20 protein-coding genes are annotated in these 16,754 nt (G+C 76.2%); 13 read left to right on the top strand and 7 right to left on the bottom strand.

Annotation, left to right across the window (positions count from 1 at the left end):
• Positions 1-120: 120 nt before the first annotated feature.
• The gene (locus ACWIZO_RS10695; RefSeq protein ID WP_448642436.1) at positions 121-798 is read left to right on the top strand and encodes a UdgX family uracil-DNA binding protein; all 678 of its coding nucleotides are present in this window, start codon (positions 121-123) and stop codon (positions 796-798) included.
• Between the two features lie 10 nt (positions 799-808).
• Positions 809-1,243: an organic hydroperoxide resistance protein gene (locus tag ACWIZO_RS10690; RefSeq protein ID WP_448642435.1), complete on the top strand. Its 435-nt coding sequence runs from the start codon at positions 809-811 to the stop codon at positions 1,241-1,243.
• On the opposite strand, the gene ACWIZO_RS10685 is transcribed toward ACWIZO_RS10690, so the two are convergent.
• Positions 1,236-2,549 carry an MFS transporter gene (locus ACWIZO_RS10685; RefSeq protein WP_448642434.1) on the bottom strand — a complete coding sequence of 438 codons (1,314 nt, stop codon included), beginning with the start codon at positions 2,547-2,549 and terminating at the stop codon, positions 1,236-1,238. The two genes, ACWIZO_RS10690 and ACWIZO_RS10685, sit on opposite strands and share 8 nt — an antisense overlap.
• The gene (pdxH, locus tag ACWIZO_RS10680) at positions 2,546-3,193 is read right to left on the bottom strand and encodes a pyridoxamine 5'-phosphate oxidase (RefSeq protein ID WP_448642433.1); all 648 of its coding nucleotides are present in this window, start codon (positions 3,191-3,193) and stop codon (positions 2,546-2,548) included. The genes ACWIZO_RS10685 and pdxH overlap by 4 nt, the downstream gene beginning before the upstream one ends.
• Before the next feature lie 160 nt (positions 3,194-3,353).
• Between pdxH and ACWIZO_RS10675 the strand changes: the two genes are divergently transcribed.
• Together ACWIZO_RS10675 and serC are read left to right on the top strand one after the other, a co-directional pair.
• Positions 3,354-4,484 (top strand): citrate synthase 2, encoded by a 1,131-nt coding sequence (locus tag ACWIZO_RS10675; protein WP_448642432.1) that lies wholly within the window; start codon positions 3,354-3,356, stop codon positions 4,482-4,484.
• Positions 4,485-4,639: 155 nt separating this feature from the next.
• Positions 4,640-5,755, top strand: coding sequence for a phosphoserine transaminase (gene serC / locus ACWIZO_RS10670; protein WP_448642431.1), 1,116 nt, complete (start codon positions 4,640-4,642; stop codon positions 5,753-5,755).
• Positions 5,756-5,815: 60 nt separating this feature from the next.
• Here serC and ACWIZO_RS10665 read toward each other — a convergent pair whose 3' ends face one another.
• Positions 5,816-7,069, bottom strand: a complete 1,254-nt coding sequence (locus ACWIZO_RS10665; RefSeq protein WP_448642430.1) for an osmoprotectant NAGGN system M42 family peptidase — start codon at positions 7,067-7,069, stop codon at positions 5,816-5,818.
• A gap of 186 nt (positions 7,070-7,255) precedes the next feature.
• Between ACWIZO_RS10665 and sepH the strand changes: the two genes are divergently transcribed.
• Both sepH and ACWIZO_RS10655 read left to right on the top strand, forming a co-directional pair.
• Positions 7,256-8,113: a septation protein SepH gene (sepH, locus tag ACWIZO_RS10660; RefSeq protein WP_448642429.1), complete on the top strand. Its 858-nt coding sequence runs from the start codon at positions 7,256-7,258 to the stop codon at positions 8,111-8,113.
• Positions 8,114-8,217: 104 nt separating this feature from the next.
• Positions 8,218-8,694, top strand: a complete 477-nt coding sequence (locus ACWIZO_RS10655) for a general stress protein (protein ID WP_448642428.1) — start codon at positions 8,218-8,220, stop codon at positions 8,692-8,694.
• 85 nt (positions 8,695-8,779) lie between these two features.
• Here the strand turns inward: ACWIZO_RS10655 and ACWIZO_RS10650 are convergent, their stop codons facing one another.
• On the bottom strand, positions 8,780-9,589 hold the full coding sequence (locus ACWIZO_RS10650; protein WP_448642427.1) for a TrmH family RNA methyltransferase: 810 nt from the start codon (positions 9,587-9,589) through the stop codon (positions 8,780-8,782).
• A gap of 50 nt (positions 9,590-9,639) precedes the next feature.
• Here ACWIZO_RS10650 and ACWIZO_RS10645 point away from each other — a divergent pair, with 50 nt between their 5' ends.
• The 6 genes from ACWIZO_RS10645 to ACWIZO_RS10620 all read left to right on the top strand — a co-directional run bounded on the left by ACWIZO_RS10645 (position 9,640) and on the right by ACWIZO_RS10620 (position 13,841).
• The gene (locus ACWIZO_RS10645; RefSeq protein WP_448642426.1) at positions 9,640-10,605 is read left to right on the top strand and encodes an NAD(P)/FAD-dependent oxidoreductase; all 966 of its coding nucleotides are present in this window, start codon (positions 9,640-9,642) and stop codon (positions 10,603-10,605) included.
• Positions 10,605-11,639, top strand: a complete 1,035-nt coding sequence (locus ACWIZO_RS10640) for a hypothetical protein (protein WP_448642425.1) — start codon at positions 10,605-10,607, stop codon at positions 11,637-11,639. The genes ACWIZO_RS10645 and ACWIZO_RS10640 overlap by 1 nt, the downstream gene beginning before the upstream one ends.
• 96 nt (positions 11,640-11,735) lie before the next feature.
• Positions 11,736-12,299: an ABC transporter ATP-binding protein gene (locus ACWIZO_RS10635; protein WP_448642424.1), complete on the top strand. Its 564-nt coding sequence runs from the start codon at positions 11,736-11,738 to the stop codon at positions 12,297-12,299.
• On the top strand, positions 12,299-12,457 hold the full coding sequence (locus ACWIZO_RS10630) for a hypothetical protein (protein ID WP_448642423.1): 159 nt from the start codon (positions 12,299-12,301) through the stop codon (positions 12,455-12,457). The genes ACWIZO_RS10635 and ACWIZO_RS10630 overlap by 1 nt, the downstream gene beginning before the upstream one ends.
• Positions 12,454-13,230 carry an ABC transporter permease gene (locus ACWIZO_RS10625; protein ID WP_448642422.1) on the top strand — a complete coding sequence of 259 codons (777 nt, stop codon included), beginning with the start codon at positions 12,454-12,456 and terminating at the stop codon, positions 13,228-13,230. Before ACWIZO_RS10630 ends, ACWIZO_RS10625 begins: the two co-directional genes overlap by 4 nt.
• Before the next feature lie 53 nt (positions 13,231-13,283).
• Entirely contained in the window at positions 13,284-13,841 is a 558-nt protein-coding gene (locus ACWIZO_RS10620; RefSeq protein ID WP_446758633.1) for a TetR/AcrR family transcriptional regulator, read from the top strand.
• Here ACWIZO_RS10620 and ACWIZO_RS10615 read toward each other — a convergent pair.
• Entirely contained in the window at positions 13,838-14,650 is an 813-nt protein-coding gene (locus ACWIZO_RS10615) for a thioesterase family protein (RefSeq protein WP_448642421.1), read from the bottom strand. The genes ACWIZO_RS10620 and ACWIZO_RS10615 overlap by 4 nt on opposite strands.
• Positions 14,651-14,678: 28 nt before the next feature.
• Between ACWIZO_RS10615 and ACWIZO_RS10610 the strand changes: the two genes are divergently transcribed.
• Complete coding sequence (locus ACWIZO_RS10610; protein ID WP_446758631.1) at positions 14,679-15,647, top strand: aldo/keto reductase; 969 nt, start codon at positions 14,679-14,681, stop codon at positions 15,645-15,647.
• A 115-nt stretch (positions 15,648-15,762) separates the two neighbouring features.
• Here the strand turns inward: ACWIZO_RS10610 and thpR are convergent, their stop codons facing one another.
• Positions 15,763-16,293 (bottom strand): RNA 2',3'-cyclic phosphodiesterase, encoded by a 531-nt coding sequence (gene thpR / locus ACWIZO_RS10605; RefSeq protein WP_448642420.1) that lies wholly within the window; start codon positions 16,291-16,293, stop codon positions 15,763-15,765.
• Positions 16,294-16,322: 29 nt separating this feature from the next.
• Positions 16,323-16,742 (bottom strand): hypothetical protein, encoded by a 420-nt coding sequence (locus ACWIZO_RS10600; protein ID WP_448642419.1) that lies wholly within the window; start codon positions 16,740-16,742, stop codon positions 16,323-16,325.
• Positions 16,743-16,754 lie beyond the last annotated feature (12 nt).

Raw genomic sequence — 16,754 nt, 5'->3', positions numbered from 1 at the left:
GGTGCGAACCGAGCCGCGCCGGATCCGTAATCCGTCGGGGGCCGCGGCTACCGGCCCTCGCCGAGCGCCGACCTGCTCCCCCGCCTCGCGCCCGGGGCCGACCTGGGGTGTCATCGGTCCATGAGCCAGGAGAACTCCCCCGCCAGCCCGCCCTCGGGCGTCGGGCTCGACGGGCTGCGCGCCGCCGCGGCCGGCTGCCGGGCCTGCGAGCTGTGGGAGCCGGCCACCCAGACGGTGTTCGGCGAGGGCCCGGAGACGGCGCGGATCGTGTTCGTCGGCGAGCAGCCCGGCGACCAGGAGGACCGCAGGGGCGAGCCGTTCGTCGGGCCGGCCGGCCGGCTGCTCGACCGGGCCCTCGAGGAGGCGGGCATCGAACGCCGCGACGCCTACGTCACCAACGCCGTCAAGCACTTCCGCTTCACCCCGACGCCCAAGCGGCGGCTGCACCAGTCACCCGGCGCCGAGCACATCCGCGCCTGCCGGCCGTGGCTGGAGGCGGAGTTCGAGGTGCTCAAGCCCGAGGTCGTCGTCTGCCTGGGGGCGACGGCGGCCAAGGCGCTCATCTCACCGTCGTTCCGGATCACCAAGGAGCGCGGCAAGCTCATGCCCTGGACGCCGCCGGGCGTCGCCCGCGCGGAGGACGGCGACGACGAGCCGGACGAGGACGCCCCCGCCCAGACCTGGATGCTGGCCACCGCGCACCCCTCGGCGGTGCTGCGGGTGCCCGACGAGGACCGACCCAAGGCCTACGACGCCCTGGTCGCCGACCTGCGCGTCGTCGCCGGCGCGCTGGCCTGAGGAGAGAACCGTGGACGCGATCTACACCGCCGAGGCCACCGCGACCGGAGCGCGCACCGGGCAGGTCGCCTCCTCCGACGGCCGGCTGGACCTGCAGCTGTCGCGCCCCGCGGAGATGGGCGGCGACGGCGGGCCGGGCACCAACCCCGAGCAGCTGTTCGCCGCCGGGTTCGCGGCCTGCTTCCACAGCGCGATGCGCTTCTCGCTCACGCCGCTGGGCCTGTCCCCGAAGGCGCTGGAGGGGTCCTCGGTCACCGCGCAGGTGCACTTCCTGCGCGGCGAGCCCGGCGACTTCGGCCTCGCCGTCGACCTCACCGGCCACCTGCCGCAGCTCGACGAGGAGCAGGTGCGGGCGCTGATGGAGCGCACGCACACCGTCTGCCCCTACTCGCGCGCGACGGCGGGCAACGTGCGGGTCGGCCTGCACGTGGCCCCGGTCAGCTGACGACGCGCGAGGCCCGGAAGTCGCGGAACGAGGGCACCAGCAGCGCGACCGCCACCATCGCCACCACGATGACGACGCCGCCGGAGACCATCGCGGCGCCGACTCCGGCGGCGCTGGCGACCGCGCCGGCGCGCAGGTCGCCCAGCCGCGGCCCGCCGGCGACCACGACGAGGAAGACGCCCTGCATCCGCCCGCGCATCTCGTCGGGCGCCGCCGTCTGCAGCATCGACGAGCGCAGGACGGCGCTGACCATGTCGCCGGCGCCGGCCACGGCCAGGCAGGCCACGGCCAGCCACAGGCTCGGCGCCAGCCCGAAGCCGATGATCGCCACCCCCCACACGACGATGGCGGCCAGCACCACGGCGCCCTGCCGGTCGACCCGCGACACCCAGCCCGAGGTCAGGCCCATGAGCAGCGAGCCGATGGAGATGCCGGCGTAGAGCCACCCCAGGCTGTTGGGCGAGCCGGCGTAGCGGCCCTCGGCGAGCTCGGGGAAGACCGCCTGCGGCCAGGCGAAGAGCATCGCGATCACGTCGACGACGAAGGTCATCAGCAGCACCGGCTGGGTGCGCAGGAAGCCGAAGCCCTCCCCCACCCCGCGCAGCGCCGCGCCCAGCCGCAGCGGCCCGGTGTGCCCGCCGGGCGGCAGCGGCGGCAGGCCGCGCACCATCAGGACGGCGAAGGCGAGGGTGACGGCGTCGACGGCGTAGGCGAGGAACAGGTCGCCGGCGCCGATGAGGACGCCGGCCAGCAGCGGCCCGACGATCACGCCGGCCTGCCGGACGGTCATCGCCAGCGCGTTGGCCGCCGGCACCTCCTCCGGACCGACCAGCGCGGGGATGACGGCGCTGCGGGCGGGCTGGTTGACGGCGGTGAACCCGGAGACGGCCGCGGTCAGCAGCCACAGCAGCGGCAGGTTCCCGCCGCCGGGCAGCAGGGCCTGGGCGGCCAGCAGCGCGCTGGTCACCGCCGACCCGAGGCCGGTCACGATCATCAGCCGGCGCCGGTCCATGGCGTCGGCGATCGACCCGCCGAGCAGGCCGAAGACGACCAGGGGCACCAGCGCCACGACCGAGGTGACGCCGACGAGCAACGAGTCGCGGGTGATCGCGTAGACCTGGAACGGAACGGCGACCAGCGTCATCTGCTGGCCGATCATCGTGGCGGTCACGCCCCAGAAGAGGCGGCGGTACCCGGGGTCGCGCAGCGGGCTGGTGTCGATCGCCCAGCCGCGGCGGGTGCGGGCCCGGCGCAGGGGCCCGCGCCGGGCCCGCGGGGTGTGGGGGGCGGCGGGGTCCTCCGTCACGGGGCCAGCCGCTGCAGGACCCAGCCGCCGCCCTCCTCGTCGTCCCGGACGAAGCGCAGCCGGTCGTGCAGCCGGCCCGGGCCGCCCTGCCAGAACTCGATGCTCCCGGGCACCACCCGGTAGCCGCCCCAGGTCGGGGGCCGCGGCACCTTCTCGGTCGCCGTCTCCTCGTCGAGCAGGCGCACCCGCGACTCCAGTTCCTCCCGCGAGTCGACGACGGTCGACTGCAGCGAGGCGACGGCGGCCAGCTGGGCCTCGCGCGGGCGAGGGTCCCACAGGTCGTCGGAGGCGGCGTCGCCGACCCGCTCGACCCGGCCGGTCACCCGCACCTGGCGCTGCAGCGCGTGCCAGGGGAAGACCAGCGCCGCGCGGGGGTTGGCCGCCAGCTGCGCGCCCTTGGTCGAGGCGTAGCTGGTGCCGAAGACGAACCCGGCCTCGTCGTAGCCCTTGAGCAGGACGATCCGCGCGTCGGGGGCGCCGTCGGCGTCGGCGGTGGCGACGACGACCGCGTTGGGGTCAGGCACCTCGGCGGCGACGACGTCGCGGAACCAGCGGTCGAACTGCTCGAGCCACGAGGCCGCGAGGTCCTCCTCGCGCAGGCCCGGGCGGTCGTAGTCCCTGCGCATGCGGGAGAGGTCGGGCACCTGACCATGCTGACACCGCGGCGCGCGGCGGGCCGGGGCGGCCACCGCGCGCCGGGCGGCCCCGCCTGTTCCGAGGTCGGGCGGACGGCCTAGATTCGCCCTGCAGTCGTGCGCCATGGCCTGTGCGCGCACGGAGAACGCGCGCAGAGGAGCATGCGACATGGCCGACGACTTCGTACCCGGCCTGGAGGGCGTCATCGCCTTCGAGACCACGATCGCGGAGCCCGACAAGGACGGCGGGTCGCTCCGGTACCGCGGGGTCGACATCGAGGACCTGGTCGGCAAGATCACATTCGGCAACGTCTGGGCGCTGCTGGTCGACGGCAAGTTCGGGCCGGGCCTGCCGCCGGCCGAGCCGTTCCCCATCCCGGTGCACACCGGCGACGTCCGCGTCGACGTGCAGGCCGCGCTGGCGATGCTGACCCCCATCTGGGGCTACCGGCCGCTGCTGGACATCGACGCCGCCGAGGCCCGCGAGGAGCTCGCCCGGGCGGCCGTCATGGCCCTGTCCTACGTGGCGCAGTCCGCGCGCGGCATCGGGATCCCGGCCGTGCCGCAGCGGCGCATCGACGAGGCCGCCACGATCGTCGAGCGGTTCATGGTGCGCTGGCGCGGAGAGCCCGACCCGCGGCACGTCGCCGCCGTCGACGCCTACTGGACCTCGGCCGCCGAGCACGGCATGAACGCCTCGACGTTCACCGCCCGCGTCATCGCCTCCACCGGCGCCGACGTCGCCGCCTCGCTGTCCGGCGCGATCGGCGCCATGTCCGGCCCGCTGCACGGCGGCGCCCCCTCCCGCGTGCTCCACATGCTCGACGGCGTCGAGCAGTCCGGCGACGCCGAGCGGTACGTCAAGGACCTGCTCGACCGCGGCGACCGGCTGATGGGCTTCGGCCACCGGGTCTACCGGGCCGAGGACCCGCGCGCCCGCGTGCTGCGCAAGGCCGCCAAGGAGCTGGCCGCGCCGCGCTTCGAGGCCGCGCTGGCGCTGGAGCAGGCCGCGCTCCAGGAGCTGCGCGAGCGGCGTCCCGACCGCCCGATCGAGACCAACGTCGAGTTCTGGGCCGCGATCGTGCTCGACTTCGCCGAGGTCCCGAGCCACATGTTCACGTCGATGTTCACCTGCGCCCGCACCGCCGGGTGGTGCGCGCACATCCTGGAGCAGAAGGAGACCGGCCGCCTCGTGCGCCCGTCGGCCCGCTACATCGGCCCCAGCCCGCGCAAGCCCGACGAGGTCGAGGGCTTCGACACCATCCAGGTCAAGGCCATCAACGAGCCCGCCCCGGCCTGACGGAGGACCCCCTTCCTCCCCACCCTCCGCCAGCTCGGGGCGGGACCCTGGAAGGGGGCCGCACGACGGCCCGGGACCGCGACCGCCGCGGGCCCGGGCCGTTCGTCGTCGGCCGGCTCCCCCGAACGATCCGCACCGGAAGGCACTCCCGCGCCATGACCATCCAGATCCCCGCCGACCTCCTGCCCGCCGACGGCCGGTTCGGGTGCGGCCCGTCGAAGGTCCGCCCCGAGGCGCTGCAGGCGCTGGCCTCCGACGGCGCCGGGATCATGGGGACGTCCCACCGCCAGGCGCCGGTCAAGGGGCTGGTCCGGCAGGTGCGCGAGGGCCTGGCCCAGCTCTTCGACCTGCCCGAGGGCTACGAGGTGGTGCTCGGCAACGGTGGCAGCACCGCGTTCTGGGACGCGGCGGCGTTCGGCCTCATCCGGCGGCGCAGCGCCCACGGCACCTACGGCGAGTTCTCCGCCAAGTTCGCCTCCGGCGTGGCCGAGGCGCCCTTCCTCGAGGAGCCGGTGGTCGCCAGGGCCGAGCCGGGGTCGCTCGCGCTGCCCCACGGGCAGGCCGGCGTCGACGCCTACGCCTGGGCGCACAACGAGACCTCGACCGGCGTCATGGCGCCCGTCGTCCGCCCCCGGCACGCCGACGACGACGCGCTGGTGCTGATCGACGCGACCAGCGGCGCCGGCGGCCTGCCGGTCGACGTCGCTCAGGCCGACGCGTACTACTTCGCGCCGCAGAAGTCCTTCGCCGCCGACGGCGGCCTCTGGATCGCGCTGATGAGCCCCGCTGCGCTGGAGCGGGTGGCCGAGATCAAGGCCTCCGGGCGGTGGGTCCCCGGCTTCCTCGACCTCTCCATCGCGATCGACAACTCCACGAAGGACCAGACCTACAACACCCCCGCCGTCGCGACGCTGTTCTTGCTGGCCGACCAGGTCCGCTGGATGCTCGGTCTGGGCGGCCTGTCCGGCGCGGTGGCGCGCAGCTCCGACTCCGCCCGCCGGCTCTACGGGTGGGCGGAGAAGTCGACGTACGCGACGCCGTTCGTGACCGACCCGGCGCAGCGCAGCCTCGTGGTGGGCACCGTCGACTTCGACGCCTCCGTCGACGCCGCGGCGCTGGCGGCGACGTTGCGGGCCAACGGCGTCGTCGACGTCGAGCCCTACCGCAAGCTCGGCCGCAACCAGCTGCGGGTGGGCATGTTCCCCGCCGTCGACCCCGACGACGTCAGCGCGCTGACCGCCTGCATCGACCACGTCGTCGAGCGCCTTTGACGGCCCCACTGCAGGGGCCCGCGGCGAGCGCCGGCGAGGCGTGGGGGGCAGCGGGGCCCTTCATCGGGCCTGCTCGCCGTCGGCCGGCTGGACGGCCAGGCTGGGGAAGTCGCTCAGGTCACCGGTAGGGCGGCGGTCCCAGCTGCGGAACGTGAGGTCGGTCTGCAGGTAGAGCGCGATCAGCTCGGCGGTGCTGCGGATGCCGTCGAGGTGGGTCCGCTCGTTGCCGTGGCTGCCGTCGATGCCGAAGCCGACCAGCGCCGCGCGGGTGTTCGCGCCCGCCTCCAGCGCCGAGGCGGCGTCGGACCGGTAGTACTTGTAGACGTCGCGGCGGTGCGGCACCTCGTGCACCCGGCACAGGTCGATCAGGTGCCGGGTCAGGTGGTAGTCGAACGGCCCGGTCGAGTCCTGCATCGCGATGTTGACGCACTGCTCCGAGGACGCCTGCCCCGGCGCCACCACCGAGGTGTCGATGGAGACCAGCTCGGCGACGTCGGCGTCCAGGCCGTGGCTGGCGCCCAGGCCCACCTCCTCGGCGATGGTCACCAGCAGGTGCGCGGTCACCGGCACCTCGACGCCGTGGTCGACGATCGCCTTGAACGCCCCCAGCGCGGCCGCGATGCCGGCCTTGTCGTCGAGGTGCCGGGAGTTGACGAACCCGCTGGCGGTGATCACCGGCTGCGCGTCGATCGCGACGAAGTCGCCCACCTGGATGCCCCGGCGCTCGAGGTCGGCGCGGTCGTGCACGACCTCGTCGACGCGCACCTCGACGTGGTCCCAGCCCACGCCCTGCTCGTCGACCTCGTCGCCGAAGCGGTGCCCGCTGGCCTTGATGGGCAGGATCGTGCCGGTGTGCCAGTAGTCGCCGGAGACGTCGTCGCTGAAGACCGTCACCCGGGCGCCCTCGGCGAAGCGGGCGCTGTGCGTGCCCACCGGGACGATCGCCAGCCGGCCGTTGTCCTTGAGCTGGCTGACCATGCAGCCGATCGTGTCGGCGTGCACGACCACGGTCCGGTCGGCGCCCGGCGCGCCGCTGGGCAGCTCGGCGATCAGCGCCCCCCGGCGGGTGACCTCGAAGTCCAGGCCGAGGTCGCGCAGCTCGCCGCCGATGAGCTGCATGACGTGGTCGGTGCGGCCCGAGGGGCTCGGGATGGTGAGCAGCTCCACCATCACACGCTGCACGTAGTCCATGTCGATGGGCAGGCGCTTCTGGCCCGCGTCGACCGGGGAGGGCAGGAAGCGCTCGTTGGGCTCGACGTCGTCGCGGGTGTCGTCGCGGACGAGGCCGGCGTCGTCCCGGGGACCGGTCAGCATGGACGCCGAGTCTAGGACGGGGCCGCCGGCCGGCCGGGGGTGCCGCTCCGGGCCCCGCGGCGGCGATCTCCGCGCACGCCACGCCGCGAACCTGCGGCGCGGCCCCCCTGCGCGCGGATAGCCTCACGCGTGGTCCGGTGTCCCCCGGGCCGTCCCGTCCGCCGCCCTGCGTCCGAGGAGGTCACCGTGCGCCCGTTGCGCCTCGTGGCCCTGTCCGAGGACGGCCGCAGCCTCGTCCTCGCCCTCGACGGTGCCGACGGCGACGAGGAGCGCTTCGAGCTGCGGATCGACGACCGGCTCCGCGCCGCCGCCCGCGGCGACACCCGGCGGCTCGGCCAGATCGAGGTCGACAGCGCGCTGTCGCCGCGGGTGATCCAGCAGCGCATCCGCGCCGGCGAGACGCCCGAGCAGGTGGCCCAGGCCTCCGGCACCCGGGTCGAGCGGATCATGCGCTTCGCCCACCCGGTGCTGCAGGAGCGCGAGCGCATCGCCGACCAGGCCCGGGAGGCGCGGGTGCGGCTCTCCGAGGGCGCCCCGAGCATCCCGCTGCAGCAGTTCCTCTCCGAGCGGCTGCGGCTGCTGGGCGCCGACCTCGACGCCGTCCGCTGGGACGCAGCCCGCTCCGACGACGGCACCTGGGTGGTCACCGCCGCGTGGCAGGCCGGCGCCAAGGAGGGCACCACGCAGTGGGTCTACGACCTCGGGGCCCGCGCGGTCAGCCCGCTGGACGCCGCCACCCGTGACTTCGCCGAGGGCACCCGGCTGGTGCGCGTCGTCCCCGGGGTCCCGCCCGAGCGGCCGGCCCTGCCGGTGCACCGCAGCGCGTCTCCCCAGGACCGGACCCCCGAGCGGACCCCGCCGGCCGCCGAGCCGCCGCGCGGCGGCCCCGCCGACCGCCGCACCGACGCCCCGGACGACGAGGACGTCTCCGAGCACGACACCGTCGTCCTGCGCACCGGTGAGACCGACGGCGAGGACGAGGACCCGCGCGCCCGCGTCCCGGCGTGGGAGGACATCGTCTTCGGGGTCCGCCGCAACCACTGACCGCCCGGTGTGACCGACCGGACGTGTCCGACCGATCGGCCCGGGTACCCCTCCCCGCGAACGCCCAGCACAGGGCAGCAGCACGCGTGAGAGGAGAACGAGACATGTCGATGTCGGTGTCGATGCCGCTGGGCGGCGTCCAGGTCGGGTCCTACGACAGCTACCAGCAGGCGCAGGCGGCGGTGGACCACCTCTCCGACGAGAAGTTCCCGGTCGAGAACGTGACGATCATCGGCTCGGACCTCAAGATGGTCGAGCGGGTCCTCGGCCGGCTGACCTGGGGCCGGGCGATCGCCGCGGGCGCCGCCAGCGGTGCCTGGTGGGGTCTGTTCGTCGGCCTGCTGCTGGGGATCTTCGCTCCGAGCGGCACCAGCTGGATCAGCTCGGTGCTGACCGGCCTGCTGATCGGTCTGCTGTTCGGGGCGCTGTTCGGGGCGATGGGGTACGCCGCCACCCGCGGGCAGCGCGACTTCACCAGCACCTCGCAGATCACCGCGAGCCGCTACGACGTGATGTGCGACCCCACCCGCGCCGAGGAGGCCCGCGCCATCCTCGCCCGCTGGTCGCTGCGCACCCAGTAGCAGAAGGACACCCGTGCCCCCACGGCTCGCACGCCCGCCGCGGGGCCCTGCACGGGGGCCGTCCAGCGCGACAGGAGCCGTTCGCTCACCGGATGGTGGCGAAGGCGACGGCCGCGGCGGCGGCCACCCCGAGGGAGTCGACGCCGTCCCGCATGGGGATCCGGGCCCGCACCCGCGCCGCCGCCTGCGCCTCGGGCGTGAGGCCCGGCCCCTCGGCGCCCAGCAGGACCGCGGTCCGCGGGTGCACCCGCGGGTCCACCGCGGCCAGGTCGACGGCGTCGGGTGCTGGCGTGAGCGCCACCGTGAGGTACCCGGCGTCGTGCAGCCGCACCAGCCCGCCCGGCCAGTCGGGCAGGACGGCGAAGGGCAGCGCCAGCACGTGCCCCATGGAGACCCGCACCGCCCGCCGGTAGAGCGGGTCGGCGCAGCGCGGGTCCAGCAGCAGCCCGTCGACCCCGAGCGCCACCGCCGAGCGGGCGATCGAGCCGAGGTTCTCCGCGTCGTTGAGCGCCTCGAGGACCGCCAGCCGCCGGGGGGCGGCCGGGTCGGGGCCGGCCAGCAGCGCGTCGACGTCGGCCGGCGGGCGGCGGTCGGCCGACGCGAGCACCCCGCGGGTGAGCCGGAAGCCGATGAGCTCCGACAGCGCCCACTTGTCCATCTCGTAGGCGGCCACGCCCTCGGGCAGGTCCAGCTCCGCCAGCCGGCCGGGGACGCCGAGCACCGCCCGCACGCGGTACGGCGAGGCGAGCAGCCGCTGCACCGCCGGCACGCCCTCGACGACCACCGGACCGGTCCCCCGCGACCGGCCGGCCGGCCGGTCGCCGGCGTGCAGGTCGCGGAAGTCGGCCACGCGCTCGTCGGCCGGGTCGGCGATCGGGACGGGGACGGCGGGCACGCCCCGATCCTCCCCGAGCGCCGTCGGCGGTCTGCCCGCAGGATCCAGTGGTGCCCAACACGACTGTCGTCGGCGCCGGGATCGCCGGCGTCGCCTGCGCCCGGACCCTGGCCGCGGCCGGGGTGGCGGTGCGCGTCCTCGACCGCGGCCGTCGTCCCGGGGGCCGGATGGCCTCCCGCACCCTGTCCGGCCGGGTCACCGACACCGGCGCCTCCTACCTGACCGCCGCCGACGGCTCGCCGTTCGCCGGCGTCGTGGCGGACTGGGTGGCCCGCGGGCTGGCCCGCCCCTGGACCGACACCTTCGCCGTCGCCGGCCCGGACGGCGTCGAGCGCACCACCAGCGGGCCGGTGCGCTACGCCGCCCCCGGCGGTCTCCGCTCGCTGGTCGCCGACCTCGCCACCGGCCTGGACCTGACGCAGGAGCACGCCGTCGAGCGGGTGGAGCCCGGTCCCCGCGTCGACGGCGAGGAGGTGCCCGCCGCCGTCCTGGCCCTCCCCGACCCGCAGGCGCGCCGCCTGCTGCCCGGCGACCTCGCCGGGCGGCTGCTCGGCGAGCGGGAGTGGCAGCCCAGCCTGGCGGTCGTCCTCGGCTGGGACGAGCGCCGGTGGCCGGCCGACCTGCACGGCGCGTTCGTGCACGACGACCCGGTGGTCGAGTGGATCGCCGACGACGGCGACCGGCGTGGCGACGGCGCGCCCGTCCTCGTCGCGCACACCACCGGCGCGACGGCCGCCGCGCACCTCCAGGACCCCGACACCGCGGCTCCGGTCGTGGCCGCGGCGGTGCGGCGGGTGCTCGGCGTCGACGTCCCGCCGGCCTGGACGCACGTGCACCGCTGGACCTACGCCCGGCCGGCGGAGCCGCGCGAGGAGCCCTTCGCCCTGGCCGGGGGCATCGGGGTGTGCGGCGACGGGTGGCGGGCGCCGTCGAAGGTGGAGAGCGCCTGGACCTCCGGCCACCTGCTCGGCACGGCACTGGCCGCACGGCTCGGCGCGCGGCCGGGGAGCCGCTGATGCCCGGTGGCCTCGCGCCTCCCCCGGGCCCGCCGGACGAGGCGGCCGAGACCGAGCGGTCCGACGGCTCGCGGCCGAAGGCCGGGCTGCGCACCATCCTGCTGCCGGCGTTCATCGCCGTCGCCGTCGGCACGGCCTTCGTCGCGGTGTTCCTCGTCGCCTTCTCCACGCCCGAGCCGCACGGGCTGGCCGTCGGCGTCGCCGCGCCCGGGCCGCAGGTGCAGCAGGTCCGCGACGCGCTCGACCGGGCGCAGCCGGGCGCGTTCACCGTCGTCCCGCTGGCCGGCGCCGCGGAGGCGGAGGAGGCCGTCCGGCGCACCGACGTCCACGGCGCGCTCGTCCTCGGCGGCCAGGCGCCGCAGCTGCTCGTGGCCGGCGCGCACGGCCAGGGCGTGACCCAGACGCTCACCCAGGCGTTCGGCCCGGTGGCGCAGCAGGCCGGCGGGCAGCTGCAGGTGCGCGACCTGGTCCCGCTGGCCGCCGGCGACACCCGCGGCCTGGCGATCTTCTACACCGCCTTCGGCGTGGTGCTCGGCGGCTTCCTGTTCGGCATCACCACCTACCAGGCCGCGCCGCAGCTCGGACTGGGCAAACGGACGCTCAGCGCGCTGCTGTTCGCCGGCGCCTCCGGGATCAGCGCCTCGCTGCTCGGCGAGGTCGCCTTCGCATCGGTGCCGGCCGGGTTCTGGACCGTGGCCGGCCTGGTCGCGCTGCTGGCCCTCTCGGTGGCCGCGACGGCGGCGCTGGTCCTGCGGCTGCTGGGCGCGGCCGGCACCTTCGTCACCTCGGTGGGGCTGCTGATCCTCGGCAACGCGACCAGCACCGGCAACCTCCCGGCCGAGTACCTGCCGGGGTGGCTGGAGCCGCTGGCCGGGATCCTGCCGCCGGGCGTCGCCGTCCGGGCGCTGCGCGGGGTCACCTACTTCGAGGGCGACGGCGTGGCCCGCGCCCTCGTCGTCCTCGGCCTGTGGTGCGTGGTCCCCGCGCTGCTCATCGCGCTCCTCGACGCCGCCGCCCGCCGCCGCGCGCGCTGACCTCCTCCCGGCACGGCCGGGGGTGTTGACCTGCCCACAAGAACTCATCTAGCGTTGAGTTCATCAGGCGTTGAGTTCCGTCTCCGGGAGGTCGTCATGACCGACGCCGTCACCGTCACCGACCTGGTCGTCGACCGCGGGCGCCGACGAGTGCTCCCCGGGCTGTCCTGCGCCGTGCCCGCGGGCCGGGTCACCGGCCTGCTCGGCCCCAGCGGCAGCGGGAAGACCACGCTGCTGCGCGCCCTGGTCGGCGTGCAGCGGATCCGCTCCGGCACGGTCACCGTGCTCGGCGAGCCGGCCGGCAGCCCCGGCCTGCGCAGCCGGGTCGGATACGTGACCCAGGCGCCCAGCGTCTACCCCGACCTCACCGTGCGGGAGAACGCCCGGCACTTCGCCGCGCTGTACGGGCGCGACGCCCGCGCGGCCGACGACGCGCTGGCCGCCGTCGGCCTGACCGACGCCGCCGGGCAGCTGGTCGCCGACCTCTCCGGCGGCCAGCGCGGCCGGGCGTCCCTGGCCTGCGCGCTGGTGGGCGAGCCCGAGCTGCTGGTCCTCGACGAGCCCACCGTCGGCCTGGACCCGGTGCTGCGGGTCGAGCTGTGGGAGCGGTTCCACGCCCTCGCCGCGACCGGCTCACCCTGGTCGTCTCCAGCCACGTGATGGACGAGGCCGGCCGCTGCGACCGGTTGCTGCTGCTGCGGGAGGGCCGCCTGCTGGCCGACTCCACGCCCGCGCGGCTGCGCGCCGAGTCGGGCACCGACGACCTCGAGGAGTCCTTCCTCCGCCTGGTGCGGGCCCAGCAGGAGGTGGCGGCATGAGCGCTCCGACCGCCGTCCTGAGCCCCCGGCTGACCACGGCGACCACCGCGCGGGTGTTGCGCCAGCTGCGGCACGACCGCCGCACCATCGCGATGATGGTGCTGCTGCCCAGCCTGCTGCTGGGCCTGCTGTACCTGGTCTGGGAGGACGTGCCGACCCCGCCCGGGCAGCCCGGTGTCTTCGACCGGGTCGGGCTGACGATGCTGGGGGTCTTCCCGTTCGTGGTGATGTTCCTGGTGACCAGCATCGCGATGCTGCGCGAGCGCACCTCCGGCACGCTCGAGCGGCTGCTCACCACGCCGCTGTCCCGGCTGGACCTGCTGCTCGGCTACGGCGCCGCGTTCGGGGTGGCCGCGGCGGTGCAGGCCGTCGTGACGGTGACCGTGGCGACGACGGTCTACGACCTGCAGATCGCCGGGTCGGTGTGGCTGGTCGTGCTCATCGCCGTCGTCGACGCCGTCCTGGGGGTGGCGCTCGGGCTGCTGGCCAGCGCCTTCGCCCGCAGCGAGTTCCAGGCGGTGCAGTTCATGCCGGTGGTCGTGCTGCCGCAGTTCTTCCTGTGCGGGCTGCTGGTGCCCCGCGGGCAGATGGCCGGCTGGCTGCAGGCGATCAGCGACGTGCTGCCGCCGACCTACGCCGTGGAGGCCCTGCGGGAGGTCGGGCGGTCGGCCGCCGAGACGGGCACGATGTGGGCCGACGTCGGCATCGTGGCCGGCGCGGCCGTCCTCGCCCTCGCCCTGGCGGCGGCGACCCTGCGGAGGAGGACCAGCTGACGGCAGCACGGCGCCCGGGACGGCGGCCCGGCAACCCCGACACCCGCGAGGCGGTGCTGGCCGCGGCCCGCACCGCCTTCGCCGAGCGCGGCTTCGACGGGGCCACCATCCGGGCCATCGCCACCGCGGCGGGTGTCGACCCGGCCCTGGTGCACCACTACTTCGGCACCAAGGACAAGCTGTTCCTCGCCGCGATCGAGGCGCCGGCCGACCCCGCGGAGTTCCTGTCGGAGGCGCTGGCCGGCGGCCGGGAGCAGCTCGGGGAGAACGTCGTCCGGCTGCTCCTGCGGGTGTGGGACGGCCCGGTGCGCCCGGCCGGCCTCGCGCTGGTCCGCTCGGCGGTGGGCAACGAGTGGACGGCGCGGCTGCTGCGCGAGTTCCTCGTCTCCCAGGTGCTGCGGCGGGTGGTCGGCACGCTGGACCTGCCGCCGGCCGAGGCGCAGGCCCGCGGCGCCCTGGTGGCCTCCCAGCTCATCGGCGTGGTCATGACCCGCTACGTGCTGCGGCTGGAGCCCATCGCCTCCGCGCCGCCGGCCGAGCTGGTCGCGGCGCTCGGGCCCACCGTGCAGCGCTACCTCACCGGCGACGTCGTCCTGCCCGGGAGCCGTTAGCGCGCCACCCGGGCCAGCTGGCGGGCCTGCGCGACCAGCCGGCCGGCGGAGTCCCAGATCCGGCACTCCTCGTCCGACCAGCCGCCGGTCACCTCCGTCGAGCGCGACTCGACCAGGCACCAGCCCGGCGCCGGCAGCGCGCGCACGAGCACCTGCAGCTGCACGGTGGGCGCCCAGCCGGGCTTCCCCACGGCGAAGGCGGTCGGGGGCAGCGCGTCGGCGAACAGCAGCAGCGCCAGCGGGTCGGGCTCGCGGCCGTCGGCCAGCCGGATCCAGGCCCGCAGCACCCGCCGGTCCGACGGGCGGCCGACCACCCAGCCGGCCGTCGCCGGGTCCAGCCGGGTGTCGATCTGCCGGGCCAGCCCGACCGCGGGGCCGCCCTCGCTGGTCCGCGTGGCCACGCACTCGTCGGGCCCGGGCAGCGTCGGCACCGGGTTGACCGAGTAGTCGGCGGGGGCGCTGCCGAGGGTCGCCGTCGTCACCTGGACGGCGAGCGAGGGGCCGGCCGCGCCGGCCAGCAGGACCGAGGCGTGCGCGAGGGTGCGCCCGGCCGGCCCGGGGGTCACGGTGAGGTCGGCCGGCCCGCCGGGCGTGGCCCGCAGGTAGCTCGCCGAGAGCGCCACCGGGTGCGGGTGCGGGCTGTCGAGCAGCGCCGCACGCGCGACGACCCCGAGCAGGTAGCCCCCGTTGAGCACCGCGCCGCCGACGTCCCAGCCCGGGTCCAGCTCGGCGCGGAACCCGCCGCCCTCGGTGCGGGAGACGGCGGTGGCCCGGTCGAAGGCGGAGAGCTCGGCGTCGGTCTGCGGCACGGCCGACAGGGTGCCAGGGTGACTGGACGTGGAGTACACGCACCTCGGACGCAGCGGCCTGTCGGTCTCCCGGCTCTGCCTCGGCACGATGAACTTCGGGTGGCGGACGGAGGAGCCCGAGGCGCACGCGGTCATGGACCGGGCGCACGCCGCGGGCGTCAACTTCTTCGACACCGCCAACGTCTACGGCTTCGAGGCCGGCAGGGGGCGCACCGAGGAGGTGCTCGGCACCTGGTTCGCCCAGGGCGGGGGCCGCCGCGAGCGCACGGTGCTGGCCACCAAGGTCTACGGCGGCATGTCCGACTGGCCCAACGACACGTTCCTGTCCGCCCGCAACCTCGTGCGCTCGGCCGAGGCGTCGCTGCGCCGGATGCAGACCGACTGGATCGACCTCTACCAGTTCCACCACGTCGACCTCGCCACTCCGTGGGACGAGATCTGGCAGGCCTGCGAGACGCTCGTCGCCCAGGGCAAGGTGCTCTACGTCGGGTCGTCGAACCACGCGGCCTGGCAGCTCGCCGCGGCCAACGAGGCCGCCGCCCGCCGCCGGTTCCTCGGGCTGGTCAGCGAGCAGTCGCACTACAACCTGCTCACCCGGCACGTGGAGCTCGAGGTGCTGCCGGCCGCCCGGCACTACGGCATCGGGGTCATCCCGTGGAGCCCGCTGGCCCAGGGCCTGCTGGCCGGCGTCCTGGGCGACCAGGAGGGCGACCGGCGGCACGCCGAGCGCAACCGGGAGCGCATCGAGCGGCACCGCCCGGCCCTGCAGGCCTACGAGGACGCCTGCCGCGAGTGGGGCCTGGCCCCGGCCGACGTGGGCCTCGCCTGGCTGCTGCACCGGCCGGGCGTCACCGCGCCGATCGTCGGCCCGCGCACCGTGGAGCAGTTCGAGGGCTCGCTGCGGGCCCTGGACGTGCGGCTCGAGCAGGCCCAGCTCGACCGCCTCGACGAGGTCTTCCCCGGCTACCGCACCGCGCCCGAGGAGTACGCGTGGTGACGACCACATCGTCGCCCTACCGGGCGACACCGCGGCCAGGTGCCCTCCCGACCTGCGCTGAGCCCACCCCGCCCCTCGCTCGCGGAGGCCTCCGGCCCCCACTCCTCGGTGCGACTCACTCCGTGAGTGACCACGTCGTGAGGGTCTCGTGCCGGCCGGCGGTGCTGCGCACCAGCGCGACCCCGGTGAGCGGCCAGTCCGGCCCGCGGTAGCCGGCCAGCCGGTCGGGCAGGTCGCCGTCGGCGGGCCGGCGCGGGAGCCAGCGGCCCACCGTCAGGTGCGGGCGGAACGGGCGGTCCTCGACCGGCAGGCCGAGTCCGCGGGCGGCGGCGGCCAGCCGGCCCGCCAGCGCGGTCAGGACGGCGACGTCGCCGTCGAGGCCGGCCCAGCAGACGGCGGGCCGGCGCCGAGGCCCGAACCGGCCGGCGCCGGCCAGCCGCAGCGTCGCCGCGGGCGTGCCGGCGACCGCGGCCCCGACGGCGGCGGTGAGGTCGGACAGCCGGGCCGGCGGGGCGGCACCGAGGAACAGCAGGGTCAGGTGCCAGCGGGCGGGGTCGCCCCAGCGCGGCGCGCCCGGGGCGTCCCGCAGCGGGGCGAGGGCCGCGGCGAGGTGCGCCCGCGCCGGCGCGGGGGGCGCCACGGACACGAACAGCCGCAGCGGTGCCGCGGGCCCGCTCAGCGCACCACGAGGCCGGCCTCGGCCAGCGCGGTCTCCAGCCGCAGCCGTTCGACGTCGCGGGCCAGCCCCGGCGGCAGGGTGGCCAGCGCGTGCGGGACGTCGAACTGCCCGGCCGCCTCGGTGAGCACGTCGTCGTAGGCCGCCTGGAAGCCGCGCCGGCGCTGCGCCGGGGAGCCGGCCGGCACCCGGTCGACCTGGCGGGCCAGCCGGCGCAGGTCGGCGGCGACCCGCTCCACCGGGCGGTGCACCGGCGCGGGCGGCTGCTCGAGGCCCAGCGCCCGGCGGCGGGCGGTGCGGCGGGCGCGCAGGTCCAGCCGCAGCTGGCCGGAGAACAGCTTGAAGGCCGCGCCGAGCGCGGCGAAGCTGCCGACCAGCATGCCGGTGACGGCGGCGAGGGACAGCAGGGCCTCGGTCATGGCGCTCCGTCG

Source organism: Geodermatophilus sp. URMC 63 (assembly GCF_053502565.1).
This window is presented reverse-complemented; position numbering and strand designations above follow the sequence as displayed.

Coding starts and splice junctions, on each gene's coding strand:
- ACWIZO_RS10695 (WP_448642436.1), top strand. CDS start 121: ATGAGCCAGGAGAACTCCCCCGCCAGCCCGCCCTCGGGCGTCGGGCTC.
- ACWIZO_RS10675 (WP_448642432.1), top strand. CDS start 3,354: ATGGCCGACGACTTCGTACCCGGCCTGGAGGGCGTCATCGCCTTCGAG.
- serC (WP_448642431.1), top strand. CDS start 4,640: ATGACCATCCAGATCCCCGCCGACCTCCTGCCCGCCGACGGCCGGTTC.
- ACWIZO_RS10665 (WP_448642430.1), bottom strand. CDS start 7,069: ATGCTGACCGGTCCCCGGGACGACGCCGGCCTCGTCCGCGACGACACC.
- ACWIZO_RS10655 (WP_448642428.1), top strand. CDS start 8,218: ATGTCGATGTCGGTGTCGATGCCGCTGGGCGGCGTCCAGGTCGGGTCC.
- ACWIZO_RS10640 (WP_448642425.1), top strand. CDS start 10,605: ATGCCCGGTGGCCTCGCGCCTCCCCCGGGCCCGCCGGACGAGGCGGCC.
- ACWIZO_RS10635 (WP_448642424.1), top strand. CDS start 11,736: ATGACCGACGCCGTCACCGTCACCGACCTGGTCGTCGACCGCGGGCGC.
- ACWIZO_RS10630 (WP_448642423.1), top strand. CDS start 12,299: ATGGACGAGGCCGGCCGCTGCGACCGGTTGCTGCTGCTGCGGGAGGGC.
- ACWIZO_RS10625 (WP_448642422.1), top strand. CDS start 12,454: ATGAGCGCTCCGACCGCCGTCCTGAGCCCCCGGCTGACCACGGCGACC.
- ACWIZO_RS10600 (WP_448642419.1), bottom strand. CDS start 16,742: ATGACCGAGGCCCTGCTGTCCCTCGCCGCCGTCACCGGCATGCTGGTC.